General features: G+C 37.7%; 17 protein-coding genes. 4 read left to right on the top strand and 13 right to left on the bottom strand.

From position 1 onward, the window contains the following. Positions 1-11: 11 nt before the first annotated feature. Positions 12-1,520, top strand: a complete 1,509-nt coding sequence (locus L1077_RS24220) for a SpoVR family protein (protein WP_237139390.1) — start codon at positions 12-14, stop codon at positions 1,518-1,520. Positions 1,521-1,987: 467 nt separating this feature from the next. On the opposite strand, the gene L1077_RS24215 is transcribed toward L1077_RS24220, so the two are convergent. Next, positions 1,988-2,959, bottom strand: a complete 972-nt coding sequence (locus L1077_RS24215; RefSeq protein WP_237139389.1) for a sensor domain-containing diguanylate cyclase — start codon at positions 2,957-2,959, stop codon at positions 1,988-1,990. 4 nt (positions 2,960-2,963) lie between these two features. Next, positions 2,964-3,968 (bottom strand): response regulator, encoded by a 1,005-nt coding sequence (locus L1077_RS24210; protein WP_237139388.1) that lies wholly within the window; start codon positions 3,966-3,968, stop codon positions 2,964-2,966. Between the two features lie 188 nt (positions 3,969-4,156). Here L1077_RS24210 and tpx point away from each other — a divergent pair, with 188 nt between their 5' ends. Continuing rightward, entirely contained in the window at positions 4,157-4,744 is a 588-nt protein-coding gene (tpx, locus tag L1077_RS24205) for a thiol peroxidase (protein ID WP_237139387.1), read from the top strand. Between the two features lie 138 nt (positions 4,745-4,882). Here tpx and htpG read toward each other — a convergent pair whose 3' ends face one another. Both htpG and L1077_RS24195 read right to left on the bottom strand, forming a co-directional pair. Next, entirely contained in the window at positions 4,883-6,799 is a 1,917-nt protein-coding gene (gene htpG, locus L1077_RS24200) for a molecular chaperone HtpG (protein WP_237139386.1), read from the bottom strand. A gap of 218 nt (positions 6,800-7,017) precedes the next feature. Continuing rightward, complete coding sequence (locus L1077_RS24195) at positions 7,018-7,320, bottom strand: helix-turn-helix transcriptional regulator (protein WP_237139384.1); 303 nt, start codon at positions 7,318-7,320, stop codon at positions 7,018-7,020. 189 nt (positions 7,321-7,509) lie between these two features. Here L1077_RS24195 and L1077_RS24190 point away from each other — a divergent pair, with 189 nt between their 5' ends. Further along, complete coding sequence (locus L1077_RS24190) at positions 7,510-7,962, top strand: helix-turn-helix domain-containing protein (protein WP_237139383.1); 453 nt, start codon at positions 7,510-7,512, stop codon at positions 7,960-7,962. A 53-nt stretch (positions 7,963-8,015) separates the two neighbouring features. Here the strand turns inward: L1077_RS24190 and L1077_RS24185 are convergent, their stop codons facing one another. The 6 genes from L1077_RS24185 to L1077_RS24160 all read right to left on the bottom strand — a co-directional run bounded on the left by L1077_RS24185 (position 8,016) and on the right by L1077_RS24160 (position 12,271). Then, complete coding sequence (locus tag L1077_RS24185) at positions 8,016-8,360, bottom strand: hypothetical protein (protein ID WP_237139382.1); 345 nt, start codon at positions 8,358-8,360, stop codon at positions 8,016-8,018. Between the two features lies 1 nt (position 8,361). Continuing rightward, complete coding sequence (locus tag L1077_RS24180) at positions 8,362-8,913, bottom strand: hypothetical protein (protein ID WP_237139381.1); 552 nt, start codon at positions 8,911-8,913, stop codon at positions 8,362-8,364. 161 nt (positions 8,914-9,074) lie between these two features. Beyond that, entirely contained in the window at positions 9,075-9,449 is a 375-nt protein-coding gene (locus L1077_RS24175) for a hypothetical protein (RefSeq protein ID WP_237139380.1), read from the bottom strand. A 288-nt stretch (positions 9,450-9,737) separates the two neighbouring features. Then, a complete protein-coding gene (recR, locus tag L1077_RS24170; protein ID WP_237139379.1) occupies positions 9,738-10,337 on the bottom strand; it encodes a recombination mediator RecR in 600 nt (199 codons plus the stop codon). A gap of 130 nt (positions 10,338-10,467) precedes the next feature. Beyond that, positions 10,468-11,067: a rhomboid family intramembrane serine protease gene (locus tag L1077_RS24165; protein WP_237139378.1), complete on the bottom strand. Its 600-nt coding sequence runs from the start codon at positions 11,065-11,067 to the stop codon at positions 10,468-10,470. A gap of 274 nt (positions 11,068-11,341) precedes the next feature. Then, complete coding sequence (locus tag L1077_RS24160; RefSeq protein ID WP_237139377.1) at positions 11,342-12,271, bottom strand: hypothetical protein; 930 nt, start codon at positions 12,269-12,271, stop codon at positions 11,342-11,344. A gap of 129 nt (positions 12,272-12,400) precedes the next feature. On the opposite strand from L1077_RS24160, the gene L1077_RS24155 reads away from it, so the two are divergent. Beyond that, positions 12,401-12,814, top strand: coding sequence for a LexA family protein (locus tag L1077_RS24155; RefSeq protein WP_237139376.1), 414 nt, complete (start codon positions 12,401-12,403; stop codon positions 12,812-12,814). A 68-nt stretch (positions 12,815-12,882) separates the two neighbouring features. Here L1077_RS24155 and L1077_RS24150 read toward each other — a convergent pair whose 3' ends face one another. The 3 genes from L1077_RS24150 to L1077_RS24140 are packed head-to-tail and all read right to left on the bottom strand — an operon-like array spanning position 12,883 to position 15,207. Then, positions 12,883-14,250, bottom strand: a complete 1,368-nt coding sequence (locus L1077_RS24150; RefSeq protein WP_237139375.1) for a hypothetical protein — start codon at positions 14,248-14,250, stop codon at positions 12,883-12,885. Positions 14,251-14,253: 3 nt separating this feature from the next. Next, complete coding sequence (locus L1077_RS24145; RefSeq protein ID WP_237139374.1) at positions 14,254-14,772, bottom strand: Aca2/YdiL-like domain-containing protein; 519 nt, start codon at positions 14,770-14,772, stop codon at positions 14,254-14,256. Positions 14,773-14,814: 42 nt separating this feature from the next. Then, complete coding sequence (locus L1077_RS24140; protein WP_237139373.1) at positions 14,815-15,207, bottom strand: hypothetical protein; 393 nt, start codon at positions 15,205-15,207, stop codon at positions 14,815-14,817. Positions 15,208-15,347: the final 140 nt, after the last annotated feature.

The raw sequence follows: 15,347 nt of genomic DNA, 5'->3' as shown, positions 1-15,347 counted from the left end.
GGGAAGCGCTAATGACCTATAACCCTTTGAATGATGGTCCAGACTGGACTTTTGAAAGATTAGAGGTATATCAAGCCGAGATTGCTCGTGTTGCCGAGCACTATCGACTTGATACCTACCCTAATCAAATCGAAGTAATCACCGCTGAGCAGATGATGGATGCCTACTCAAGTGTAGGTATGCCGATCGGTTACGCACATTGGTCTTATGGCAAAAAGTTTATTCAAACTGAGCAAAATTACAAGCGTGGTCAAATGGGACTTGCGTATGAAATTGTCATTAATTCTGATCCCTGTATTGCATATTTGATGGAAGAAAACACTATGCCAATGCAAGCATTGGTGATGGCGCATGCTTGCTATGGACACAATTCTTTTTTCAAAGGCAACTATCTATTTAAAACATGGACTGATGCCTCTTCGATAATCGACTACCTAGTATTCGCCAAAAACTATGTCGCAGAGTGTGAGCAAAAGTATGGCATAGAGGAAGTCGAGAACTTACTAGACTCATGTCACGCATTAATGAATTATGGTGTTGATAGGTACAAACGCCCACAGCAAATTTCTTTGTTTGAAGAACAGAAGCGGCAAAAAGAGCGTGAAGATTATTTGCAATCTCAGGTTAATGAGCTTTGGAAAACAATTCCACAAAGTAAGCAAGAAAACACTGAAGATTTACCTCAATTCCCTTCTGAGCCTCAAGAAAATATACTGTACTTCATAGAGAAAAATGCACCGTTACTGGAATCTTGGCAGCGAGAGATCATTCGGATCGTAAGAAAGATCTCTCAATACTTTTACCCACAAAGACAAACGCAAGTCATGAATGAAGGCTGGGCTACTTTTTGGCATTACACCATCCTTAATCATTTATATGATGAGGGTAAGTTAAGTGATGCGTTTATGTTGGAATTTTTGCAAAGTCATACCAATGTGGTTTACCAACCGCCCTATAATAGTAAGTTTTATTCGGGCATAAACCCCTATGCACTTGGATTCAATATGATGGTTGATATCCGGCGTATTTGCGAAAACCCAACTGCAGAAGACAAAGAGTGGTTTCCTGAATTCGCAGGTAAAGACTGGTTAGATACACTTCATTTCGCGATGGAAAACTTTAAAGACGAAAGTTTTGTTAGTCAGTTTTTATCGCCAAAAATCATTCGTGACTTTAAGTTATTTACAATATTGGACAAAGAGTCATCTCCTCACTTAGAGGTGAAGGCTATCCATGATGAAGCTGGCTACCAGAAAGTAAGAAATAGTCTATCTGCGCATTATAACCTCAGTAATAACGAGCCGAATATCCAAGTGTACAAAGTAGATGTACGCGGCGATAGATCTTTAACTTTAAGATATGTGCCTCAAGATAAAATTCCACTAGCAGAATCGAAGATAGAAGTACTCAAGCATTTATACAGGCTCTGGGGCTTTGAGGTAAGGCTTGAACAAGTAGAAGATGATGGAAGTATAAATACACTAGGTCAATGCCCGCCAGCAAGCACTGACAGCGATTAAATCAAAACGGACTTACAATACATATACTTTGATACAACTGTATTGTAAGTCTACTTTTAGTAACCTGCTACCACACTTTTTAATCAATGGTTCATTTGATGTCATTCAAGTGACCATGCCTAGCACTTCAAAAAGCAGCATTGAACTTAAAAACTTTTATAGACATTAAAAATTAGAAAATAGCTTGCTTATACGCCAAAATAACAAACATTCACAGCAATCAATAAATAACATTCTTCATAGCGCACACCTATAGGGAAAACACGCTTTGTGTTGATAATTCAAGTGCGGTTCCACTAGTCTAGCATTGTGATTTCTACCTCGTCACCATAAAGCTAAAGTAGGGAAGAACTGGTATCATAACATTGAATGTAAGTAACTTTTCGACCGTCGTAGTTCTTTAAAAATAAAAACTACGACGTAACCTCGTTAAATATTAACTGTGATATGATGCTTAAAATAATTAACTACTGTGACATGCTGGGGTCATACACAGTAACTTTATTTCTGCCTGTCTCCTTTGACTGGTACAGTGCAGTATCCGTTGCTTCAATCCATTGTTCATGCTTTTCAAACGCATCATGATAACAAGCAATACCCAAGCTCACGGTCAACTTAATTTCTTTACTATCATAGTAAATAACAGAGTTTTCTATCATGCTACGAAGTCGCTCTGCAAAAATCAATGCGCCATCAGCGTCAGTATCGACAAGAGTCACCGCGAATTCTTCGCCACCATACCTACCAGCAACATCGGTTTCACGTAATGTCTTTTTCAACAGATCAGAAATATGCCGTATCGCCTCATCACCGCCACTGTGACCGTATACATCGTTAATTTTTTTAAAGAAGTCGATATCAAACATAAGCAGGCAACTTGTACCATGATTACGCTTTAATCGCTTGAATTCAGTTCTTGAGCATTCTTCCCAATATCCTCGATTGGATAACTTCGTCAAAGCATCTGTACGACTCATTTCTTCTAATGTTTTATTGGCTTTTTCTAACTCAAGCTTATTCATCGCTTCGTCAGTAACATCATACAGAATCACACAGATATGTCCCACTTCCCCTGTCAAAGTGGTAAGAGGGATAAATGTTGCGTTTTGGTACATATACTCGGCCTTGCCTGTTATTGGCCGATAATTTTTAAACTTGAAGATATAAGGTTGCTGCTCCCAAATAGTAAATGAGCGGTTTTTCAGCACAAAAACAGGCTCGGCTTTTCCACGAAACCAGGACTCATCAATGCTGGGAAATAAATCAAAAACATCTTTGTCTTTTACTGCACTGGGCAATAGACCAGAGTGATTTTCCATAAAGCCGTTCCAAACACACACGCGATAGTCTCTGTCTAAAACAACTAACCCAACATCTACCGTGTTAAACATATCCATTAACCAATGGATTTCATTCATATCAAAATCAGATGCAGGCATAATTCTAATCTTCTAATAAGTATGCGACTTTGTATCTCAACGTCTTCAGAGAGTCTTCTGTGAACAGCAACATCAAATCGCAGTTAATATTATGGTGTTCAATTCCGTAGCTAATTTCTATTGCCAATGTCCTCTGCCACCTTGATTTGTTGGCCTTAACCAACTCAGATACTTCACAGTGCTGACCAAGAACAACGGGGTGCCCTTGACTAAAAGGCATGTCTAATTGCTTAGATAACCCAGTTAGAATTGCACCGATCAAGATATTACTAATGTCCATTAGTAATTCCAGCTCAACCTTCTGGTTTAACTCCCCGTCATACTTCATCAAAGATGCAATTTCTTTGAAACTAGAGTCATTTAACAGCAGCAGTGCCTCTCCTGAAACCCCGCCGCCAATAAACCCTTGGCAAACGCCAGATGTAGAGGCATTTGCATCTATGGCTTGCAGTGCCATGTGCAGTTCATTGACCTCGAGAACGTTTACATTAGGTATTGGCAGTTCCACGAACACATTGAGTAACCTTGCAAGTAAATCACCGGCCTGCCCCATCGCAACATTCGCTATTTCTTGGTAAATGTCACGTAATTCAGGCTCAACTTGCTCACCCAGTTTATGCACTAAACTTTCTCGGATCGCCTTATCTTTAATACCATGCTGTGTGATTATTTCTTCCAACTTTTTAGCATCACAAGGCTTTCTAATAAAGTCTATGGCACCGAGTTCCATGACTCGCTGATGGGCGTTAGGCTGAATATCTCCTGATACCACGACAGTCAGTACATTTAAGTCTTGCTCTTGAATTGCTTGCAGTACTTCATACCCGTCCATATGTGGCATATTAAGGTCTAAAAATAATATTTCAGGCGAGATTTGTTTAATTTTTTCAATACAATCCAATCCATGTTCTGCAAACTCTACTTTGATGTCCCAATCGTCAGGTAAAGAACGCGCGAGCTGCCTTCTTGCAAGTTTTGAATCATCACAGATTAGGACGGGTGTAGACATAAAAGCTCTCTATCTATTGGGTGCACTACCCAAAATTCTAATTATAGTTATCAAACAGCAGTATTCAGATTAAATATGTTAATCAATGCATGATTAATTTACAATCCAAATTACTACCAAAGCTTGGTTATATAAAATCAGTATAATACACTGTCGTGAATTGCGAAAAATTTAAAAAGGAATACGTTATGCGTAAAGTCCCCTTTATTACTACAACCATATTCGCACTGAGCTGCTTTTCTGCCAGTGCATCCCTTGGTGAGAACCAACTTGATAAAGGAAAAGTCACAGCTGGCGGCAAACCTGTAACCCTACTTGGTTCAGGTGTAGCAACAGGTGATCAAGCGCCTAATTTTAAAGTCGTCAATGCTGATTTTACGCCTGTTACGCTTTCTCAATTTGAAGGGCAAGCTGTTTTAATCAGTGTAGTACCAAGCTTAGATACCGGCATTTGTAGTTTGCAAACTAAGTACTTTAATGAAAAAGTTGCAAGTAACTATCCGAATATTGCAATGCTAACAATAAGTACCGATTTGCCTTTTGCTCAAAAACGATTTTGTAAACAAGAAAATGTCGATAAAGTCCAAACACTTTCTGATGCGGTGTGGCGCAATTTCGGGGAGCAATATGGTTTATTGATTAAAGATATGGGCTTATTAAGCAGAGCCGTATTTATCCTAGATAAAGATCACAAAGTAAAATACAAGCAACTAATAAGTAATTTAGCTTCTGAACCAAATTATCAAGAAGTGATAGACACCTTGAAAACACTTTAGTTCAAGCGTTTTCAATACTAAATAAAAGAGCCAGCAAATGCTGGCTCTTTTATTTAGATCGATGGGGCTAACTAGCCCCTGTAATGAAAAAGCACTCTTTCAACTAAAATCTGCTTTAAACAATTATCTCTTTGTCTGCTATTTACTAAGATCTAGCATTAATTTGTTCAAGCGCGTTACAAACCCAACCGGATCTTTTAGGCTACCACGCTCTGCAAGCAATGCTTGGTCAAGAAGTACTTCAGACCACTGCGCAAATTTATCTTCATCTTGCTCATCATTTAAATGCTTAACCAATTGATGCTCTGGGTTAAGCTCGAAGATAGGCTTACTCTCTGGAGCAGATTGACCAATTGATTCCATCAACTTTTGCATCTGAGAACTCATATCATGATCATCAACAACCACACACGCTGGTGAATCTGTCAGGCGATGCGTAAATCGAACTTCTTTTACCTTATCACCTAATGACGCGGTGATACGCTCAACAAGACCTGCGACTTCTTTCTCGCTCTCTTCTTGCGCTTTTTTAGATTCTTCGTCTTCTAGGTTACCTAAATCTAAATCACCGCGAGTAATAGACTGGAACTGCTTACCTTCAAACTCTGTTAGGTGTCCCATCATCCACTCATCAACACGGTCTGACATAAGTAGAACTTCAATGCCTTTCTTACGGAAAATCTCAAGATGTGGAGAGCTTTTAGCTGTAGCAAAGCTATCTGCAACAACATAATAAATCTTATCTTGACCTTCTTGCATACGTTCAATGTACTGCGCTAAAGATACGTTTTGAGTGCTCTCATCCGTATGTGTTGAACTAAAGCGAAGTAATTTTGCGATAGCTTCTTTGTTTGCTGCATCTTCAGCAGGGCCTTCTTTGATAACCTGACCAAACTCATTCCAGAAAGTCTGATATTCCTCAGCTTTGTTCTTACCCATTCTGTCTAGCATTTTAAGCACACGTGATGTACAGCCTTTACGGATAGCTTGGGTTATCTTATTATCTTGAAGAATTTCACGCGATACGTTAAGCGGTAGATCGTTAGAATCAAGCAGACCTTTAACAAATCGCAAATAGCTTGGCATAAACTGCTCAGCATCATCCATAATAAAGACACGCTGAACATACAGTTTTAGACCTGTTTGACGGTCTCTATTCCAAAGATCAAAAGGCGCTTTCTTAGGGATATAAAGTAAACTTGTGTACTCAGTCTTTCCTTCTACTTTGTTGTGAGCCCAGGTTAAAGGCTCTTCCCAGTCATGGCCAACATGCTTGTAAAATTCTTTGTATTCGTCTTCAGATACCTCTGATTTGTCACGCGTCCAAAGCGCTGTCGCTTTGTTAATCGCTTCCCACTCACCAGGTTGAGCTTCAACCTTTTCACCGTCAGGGCCTTCTGACTCAGGCACTGGCGCTTTAAACATTTCAACAGGAATCGAAATATGGTCTGAATACTTAGTAATGATTGAACGCAAACGGAATTCATCTAAGAACTCATTTTCATCTTCGCGAAGGTGTAACACAATTTCAGTACCACGCTCTGCCTTTTCAATTTCGACTAAGCTGTACTCACCTTCACCTTTAGATTGCCATTCAATCGCAGATTGCTCTCCAGCTTTGCGAGTACGGACAGTAACCTCATCGGCAACAATAAACGCAGAGTAAAAGCCAACACCAAACTGACCAATTAACTGAGAATCTTTAGCCTGATCGCCTGTTAAATTTTGGAAAAACTCAGCGGTGCCTGACTTAGCAATTGTGCCCAAAGAATTGATCACTTCATCACGAGTCATCCCGATACCATTGTCAGAAATGGTAACCGTATTAGCATCTTTATCAGCACTTACTCTTACTTTAAGTTCAGCATCCCCTTCATACAAATCACCATTTTGCAGGGCCAAATAACGCAACTTATCTGCCGCATCAGAGGCATTAGACACTAACTCACGTAAGAATATCTCTTTATTAGAGTATAAAGAGTGGATCATAAGGTTTAATAGTTTACCTACATCTGTTCCAAACTGGTGATTTTCTTTGTTTTTAATATCAGACATCGACTATATCCTAATCTATTGGGTACTCAGGTTTTAACCTGTTAATCGTAATATGAAAAGATATATTGTGCTGTGGCGTTATATTTCAAGGGGGAAGAGTAGATTTTTTTCAGATTGTGTTCTTCTTTATGAAAGCTTAGAGATAAACACTCGCTTATTGGTACTGCACCTTTTTATAAACAAGCACAGTACACAAATTAGTCTAGAGTCTGGGGGAGTTACGCGCTTCTCTTGTCTTCAAATGTATTGCTCTGAACATCACACTGCTCAAGTAACATTAAGAAATTAGGCTTGCCAAACAACATCATCACATCTAACAACTGAGAAGCCGATAATTCAGTTTTACCAGATTCCCAGTTAGATATGGTCGCCTGATCAACAGGAGTAACCAAGCTTTTACCTAATTGCGCTTGAGTTAAGTTCATATCTTGACGCATTCTACGTATCGTCATTTGAATATAGCGCTTTGCATCTTGTGTTTGGGCTCTACGAGAGCGCTCATTTCTAGAGATTATACTCATAACATATCCATATTATTACATCACTACTCTGACATATTGCCAAAACACACAGGACTTTATGAAAGCTTATATTTAAGCCACACGTCAGAAAAAATGATTAAAATTAACCCCGACCCAATTAGACAACTAGTTACATTTAATGTACGCTATCTGGGTCAACTGAGTAAATAATTGATCGGATTGGGTTATATGTCAACATCTTTTGCAACAAGATTGAAACAACTAAGGGTTTCTTTAGAAGAATCTCAAATCAGTTTTTCTGAAATATTAGATATACCTACAGCCTCTTATCGTAAGTACGAAAAGGGAGAGCGAGAGCCGACTTTATCAGTAATTGAAAAGTTTTTTTCACACCCGTTAACAGAAAACCACGCACATTGGTTAATCACTGGTGAGCAGCGCCCCAATGCGACCACATCTAACCAGAATGTAACACATGAAAATATAACCCAATCGTATAACAAAGATTTTGAAACACAATTCATTAAGACAATAAAAGAAAGTCTATTGTTTATTTGCCACTTAGGTTGGTTTAAAACAGGAAAAGAAGTTAATTTTGAGAGTTGTGGAAAAATTTTACTTCGTGACTTGGAGCCGTTTCTTGATAAACAAACTGATATTCAAAATAAAAAGGCTGGTTAATGTATATAAATTAATGCCCAGATAAATGCACCAATGATTTTTTAATAATACACTTATTTTACAACTTTTAAATTTGCGTGCTGATGCTCTTCATCAGATGGCTTTAATTGATAGTCCTTAGATTCATCTCTAAAATCTTCAACGCGCTTAAGCGCCAACTGAACAGCATCATGTTTTGTCATATCGTTATCGATTTCTAACGCTTTCCCTAAATCCATAACTATCTCGTACGCTTCATCATAGAGCTCCTCAGGTACCCCTTCATCTGAGTTAGGCTTGATAAATAAGCTTCTTGTTTTTTCTTCTAACGTATTCAAGTTATGACCATTAATAATCGAGGCAAGAATAAAGCAAATAACAAGGCAATGTATCAGTAAAATAACGATCAGAAACGACATACTAGTACTCCCTTGTATACTTACGCTGCATAAAGAAATTAAATGGGTATTTAGCAACTAAAACGCATTGCGCAGTGTTAAGTATCAATATAGAAACCATATAGTACGGAGCAGACCATTCAATATCTAAATATCCGTGAAGGACGAGCTGGAAGGTTTTTATAATCATAGCTGTATATGACAAATAGCAGGCATACCTTGCATCCTGTGAAAAAGTACACTCCCTAATAGCATGTAACAAAGTCAATGCAATAATAAAAGATGCACTACCACATGCTGCAATAAAATAAAATATTTGCCTTCTAACTAATTCATCAATTTGCAAATCAAGTAAAAAATCTAAAAGTTGCTGAAACAGGATAAAAATGGCAACAGTTGTTAATGTGGTCAAGAAACAAGAATGTAACTCATGATCAGATTTGCTTTTTAAACTTTTATTACCAGCAAAAACAAGCTGTACCCAACGCTCTTTAAAAAGGTAAAAGAAACTAAATACTATAAAACAGCCAAATCCAGTTAAGATCCAATCTATTATACCTATCAATTCATTCATACAGTTAAACTATTGTTTTAAATACACAAACGTAAGCATTGCCAGAGGTTTGTCATGGCATTGCTACGTTTGAATACTAAAAGAATCGACCTCACATATACTTAATCTCATGAAAAACTTCATTTATATAACAGAGTTTAATTCTACTAGGCATAATAATATTATTTAACTACCCATAAACTGGCTTTCTTTTGTTCAATAGGCTTCTTCGCTACATCATCCAGTGAATGTCGCTGACTTAAGTTATCATGCTTTTGATTTCTGAACGCCTCAACACGCTTAAAAACGCTCTTTACGCCATTGTATTTAACCATATCATTATCACATTCCAATACAACAGCAAGATCATCAACTATCTCATATGCTTGATGGTAGTCCTTTTCGGTAATTTCTTTTTCTGTAGAAGCTTTGTTTTGTACAACCGCTTTTTTTATTTTTCTCTCAATAAAATTTAAACTATGTCCTTTAATTATCACTGAAATACAGATAGCGATAACAATAATATAAAGCAATGTAGCGGCGATGAGCATTATCACAATGAAAACCTTATATATCCAGATAAGATAGAGGATTAGAGCAGCACTTTTGGTTGTTATTTAACGATAATGTATCTATAAAAACCAAGAAGATAAGGTCAAATAACAAATTTTTGGCCATCTAATCATGTAAAAACTATCAGCTACTCGATAATAAATTTCTCTAAACTTAATTGCAACTTTTAATTTTACAACTTTTAAACAAACCTAACCAAAAGACGTTAATTAATACAATACCGTTCAAAAATACATCTGAATTAGACAAAAGGCTAACAAAATATGTATATATTACAGTATCTTTCTACCTGAAAATGCATGCATCAATGTCATACCGTCTACTAAGTCAAGCTCTCCACCGACAGGCATACCATGCGCAATTCGCGATGCTTTTACATTTAAGTTACTGCATAACTCAGCGATGTAATGTGCAGTTGCCTCCCCTTCTACGGTGGGGTTTGTAGCCAAGATAACCTCTTCTATTTGTCCTTTTTGTAAAGTCAGTTGCAATTTGTCCAAGCCAATCTCTTGCGGACCAATACCATCGAGAGGAGATAAATGCCCCATTAACACAAAATATAAGCCAGTATATTGGCCTGTTTGCTCGATAGCTAATACATCCGTTGGCGACTCAACAATGCAGAGCAGCCCTGTGTCTTGACGCTTTACACTGCTACAAATATCACAAATTGGCGTTTCAGAAAAAGTACGGCACGACTCACAGTGTCCAATATCTTGCATTGCTTCTGTTAGACAATTACCTAATTGAGAGCCACCTTCTCTGTCTCTTTCCAATAAATGAAACGCAATACGTTGAGCAGATTTAGGTCCAATCCCCGGTAAGCATCTTAGCGCTTCTACTAAAGCCGCTAATTTAGGTGATAACTGCATATTTCCTCAAGTTAGGTGTTCAACACCAATTACTTCTATCTTTAAAATGAGATCATAAGTCATCACGCGCTTGATTGAAAGTTATCAAAGTAGCGTCACTGCCAAGCGTTCAAAAATCATCATTGAATGCTCACTCTTTATTCGAATATTTTTGGGGCTTACTATTTTTTTGTTTCTTAACTCTCAAAAAATAAGCGGTGAATACACCACTTAAAAACCCAAATAAGTGACTTTCGCTACTAATATTTTCAGAAAAATCAAATAATGTACCGAGGAAATTGATATTTGCATAGTAAGTAGCTGCAGCTAATAAAGCTAAACTGATCACACTTAGTAAGTTTCGTTGAAAAAAGGCCAAACCAATCAAGAAACCATAATACCCCATAACAATACCCGAAGCACCGATATGATTGCCGCTACCTGCAAATAACCAAACAAACAACCCAGTTAATAGCATTATACTCAAACTGGCAGTCTCAAACTTGGGTAAGCGACTAGCTAAATAGCTACAAATAAACAAACCCACTAGATTCCCACTCAAATGTGACCAAGAATCGTGTACAAAAGGCGCTGTGAGAATGCCTGTAAGGCGATATTGATTTAGAGGAATAATACCTAGCTTATCGACAGGCAACCCTAACGAGTCTACAAACATCAAGATAACCATTACCAAAGATGCATAAAGAACGTATTTAAAATTATTTGGAAAAAGAAGTTTTGAGATGCGCATTCCAATTTATCTTACTGCTTGATGTAATTGGAATAATATAGCGGCTTGAAGAAGAAGTCTTCATAATTTGCAAATGACAAATAAAAGCCGCTATAGATAAGTTAGAAGTTAATTCGCTTCTAATTAGAACGGCATTTTGAAGCCGAATACAAAGAGCCTTTTTGGGCTCTTTTGTCTTTTTTAACTGACTGTAAAGTATAGGTATTTTTTGTGGTGATTCTTTGAGCTTCTTTCAAACTCTTTAAATTCATGTCCCATATATGTCCCAATGGTATCAATCGACTTTAAAAGGTGTGCTTTTCATATGGGGCGGCTTGGGTGTGGGGTTAAGCCTTTCTTGCAAGTTATCAATAGAGACTTCCAAGGCCTTTAGATGATCATGCAAACCTCTTATATGCTTATTAATTTCAACTGTCTTGCGAGGTTTCGCTAACTCCCAATCAACCACTAATCGCACAGTCATGCATAACACTTTAATATCCACAAACAACTTGTTCAAACTGACGTCATCTAACAGTATGCGATCCATTTTCATACTATCTAAATAAGCAATACAATCATCAATATCCTCTATTGGTGATACCATTAGCCTAAGGTTTATACTCATATGAAAATAGTAGTCTTGCAGATAATCGCTCTCGAAGTATCGTAATGTTCGTTCAGGTGTATTCTTATTTAATTGCTTGAGGTTGCTAGGTAGCTTTATTTGAACTTTATCAGTTTCTCCTACGGACGCTAAATCTATTGTCTTTGATAGATTTTCAGCTTGAATGTCGCTTAACAATAACTCATCGATTCGCACCAACTTAGATTTAATCTTTTCAGTAAGTACTTCTAATGCGTATTGCTTCTCTTGAGCTTTTAGGTTTTCATGAGCGAGCAATAAATTATCACGGTGAATATCTTTAGTTTCTTTAATCTCGTTTCGAGTTAACTCTAACTCCTTGACTTGTAAACGAATAGAGTAAACCAGAATAACAATTGTTAAGAACGTGAGGATTGGATTTAATATCCCACCAATAAAGTCACCAAAAGCACCAAAATCCCCTTGATTGCCAAAGCTACCATTAAAGTTTAAAAAATAAGTAAGTAACAACACAGCCAATACCATTGGGATAATAAACTTCACAGATGTAATGATGACTTGCAAAGTTTTCTTTTCTTGTTGTGCTATGTCGGTTTGGTCCTGCTCTTTTTGGCTCATAATATAGTCCTTTTCAGTGATGCAGCCAATTATGCCTACCTACTACAAAAGCATCAATCAAACCCACCAATTATTGCTTTACCTCAACCTATAGATATATACTGTATATATAAACAGTATAGGTAACGTATGAAAGTAATCCCCATCAAAGCGAGCGCTGGAATCACAGGTTTCGGTCACGGCGCTGCTGAGTACACAGAAATTGAACAAGGCATTGATAGCTTAGTGATGCCAAATGCAGGCGCTACTTTTATCGGCATGGCCTCTGGAAGCTCAATGCAGGGCGTAGGTATCTTTGATGGTGACTTACTTATTATTGACCGAAGTACGCGCCCACAAGAAGGCGATGTGATTGTTGCGTCTTATAATCGCGAGTTCGTATGTAAAATACTGGATTTTAAAAATGGTCGTTTGTTATCTGCGTCACCAGAATACCCACCAGTGCAAATTAATGACTGTGACGATTTTAGCTTTGAGGGTGTTGTTACAAGTTCAGTTCGTATGTTTAGAGCGGGTCGTTTATTTAAGTCCCGCTTAAGCTAAATTGAGTTGCCTTTTAAATGACGACTAACAGTTATAAATATTCCAATATAGACAAAGAAAGCGTGGCTCTAGGTCCTGCTTTCTTCTTTTTCGGCTAAGTGAGAAAGTAGCTCGGTCACATCGTTACCAGCCTTAACTTTGTAATAAGCCATCTTGTTAACTATCACAGTGTAGTCAATTCCTAAGCGCTGAGCTATAGCGCTTCGAGTCATGCTTTCACCATTAAAAATAAACTCCGCATTCCGCTTTTTTCTACCTAGATTGTCAACTAACTCAGTTACATCGTCACCATCCGAAAGCTGCTGAAAAGGACGAGTAAAAGAACTGGGATCTCTGTTTGTTCTTCTTGCGATTTCAGATTTTGTGAGTAATTCACCGTTATAAACATATTTATTTATATATTTATTTTCGGCATCTTGATGAGCAAAGAACTGTTTCATATGTTCAAGGTCAACTTCTGAGCCTAGTGTTACTTGATTGACTTCTAAATACTCCTTTACTCGCTTTCTTGAAAAGCTTGAGGCACCGCATAGTCCATGAATTGAAGTTGGTTGACCATTTAAAAAATAAGCATGCCTCACAGTTATACTTATACTGTCTGCTGTCACGACTTCGCCATCTTCAATAATTACATCATAGTCATTTGATGAAAAACCTAGTTCAGCAGCCTTTTCCACGATGTCTTTAACTGAAATACTGACATTTTTAGACTTTAAAATTCTGATTTTTCTATAAAGCCGATTGTACTCTGTGACTGATAGTCCATACCTTTGATAAGCAGGCTGGCGATCCAACTGCAAAATATAATCATTAATAAGGTGAGTTACATCATCGCCTGAATTTGAGTTTTGGCAAATGTTACAAACCGTTTTTATACCGATTTTAGACAAATCAGATATATCGTCGGTTGTAGCTTTTATACCTTTGTATATATATAGTGTGGGTTTAGGCCCTCGCCTGCCATGATCAGTGAAATCGACATGATCGATAGATTGTCCAACCTCAACATCCGCCGCAATAATGCGTTTATTTATTGTTTGATGAGAGATTGATAAGCTTAGCTTTCTGCGAATTTCATCGAACTGAATCACTTCCCCTGCGTATTCATAATACCGTTCAGTCACTCTCTGTTTAGGTTCAAAAACTCCACCTGGCACAGGTGAACTTTCCAATTGACTTAAGTACTGATTAATTCGGTGAATAGGTCTTTTCGTCAATCGCTCAAGGCTTTTAACTGGGCCTAATTTTAGCCTAATCAAAAGATGATTAAGCTCAAGCAGCGCTTCAAATGGTGGGTATCTGTTTTCAACATACAGCCATTTTTCAATGACGTTTTTACTTACATTATGTATTTTCATTAAAACAGAGGTGTGTACATCAAAGTGGTTAACTACTTCTTTGTACACCTCTTTTCGTTCCTGCTTAATGTCACCCATAACCTAATCGATAATCCCTTTTTGACGAAAGATTTCTTCGTTTTTCGCATCTTCTAGCTGCTCATCAGTAAGGAAATTAAACCACTTATAAATATAGCTTTCTTTATTTAATGGGGCGTTTGCATCAAGCTCGACTTCACCACCTTCAGCAAACAGGTAAGCAAGAACGCTTTGGTGTAGGCGCCAGTGCACTTTATTGCATGCTGGATAGTCATCAATAAAATAAATATGGCCGTCTTTGCGCTCGCCATTTTTTGGCTCGAACATGTGATACCAACGCAAAGGACCTAAGTCTCCGAGTTCGACCTCTTCTACAGATTTATCTATTAACTGATTACGAAGCGAAGTAAGTCCGTACATCTCATAGTCTATTTCGCAAGGTATTTCATTTCTTCCAACTTCCCAATATTGCCATGTTCTGTTTGTCACACCCCCGATAAGTTCCGCCGCTTCACTTACATCAAGGCACAGCAATTTACGCAATGCTTGTAATTCAAAATTGTTTAGTTTTGACCAACTCATGAATACTCCATATAAAAAGCGGCCGTAGCCGCTTTAATATAATTAATCTTCGTTTGACAACATTGACTCTATATCGTTTGCCTCTGCGTATTTAGAGCAAAAATCATTGATTAAAGTTCTCAAATACTCATTTTCCCAATACTCTTCGCTAGCAACTAATTTTGTAAATCTTTCATCTAGCTTTAAAATATCCAGTAAATCATCAAGACCTGAGTTTGCGCCATCGTTATCCCAGTGCGGCTCACCTTTGCCATCTCCGTTCATATCGCTGTCTTGATAACAGATAACAAAGCCATCAAACCAGACAGCGACTTGATTGTATTCTTCTTGGAAGTCTATAGAACCTGTGAACTCTTCAAGCATTACATTTAAGAGCGCTTCTTTATTTTCAGTGTAGAACTTCTGAGCTTGTTCGAATGTTTTAGATGTAGTCATTGTTTAATCTCTCTTTAGAGTTGCTTCGCACCGTTGCGTAAGCTTCGAATTAAGTATGTTCGCAATCGCGAACAAAGGCAAGTTATTTTTTAATCTTTTTGTGTTTTTTTTCACCAGCCCTGATTTGGCGGGGGTTTCAG

It is taken from the genome of Pseudoalteromonas luteoviolacea (assembly GCF_021654285.1).
Lineage (GTDB): Bacteria > Pseudomonadota > Gammaproteobacteria > Enterobacterales > Alteromonadaceae > Pseudoalteromonas > Pseudoalteromonas luteoviolacea_J.
This window is presented reverse-complemented; position numbering and strand designations above follow the sequence as displayed.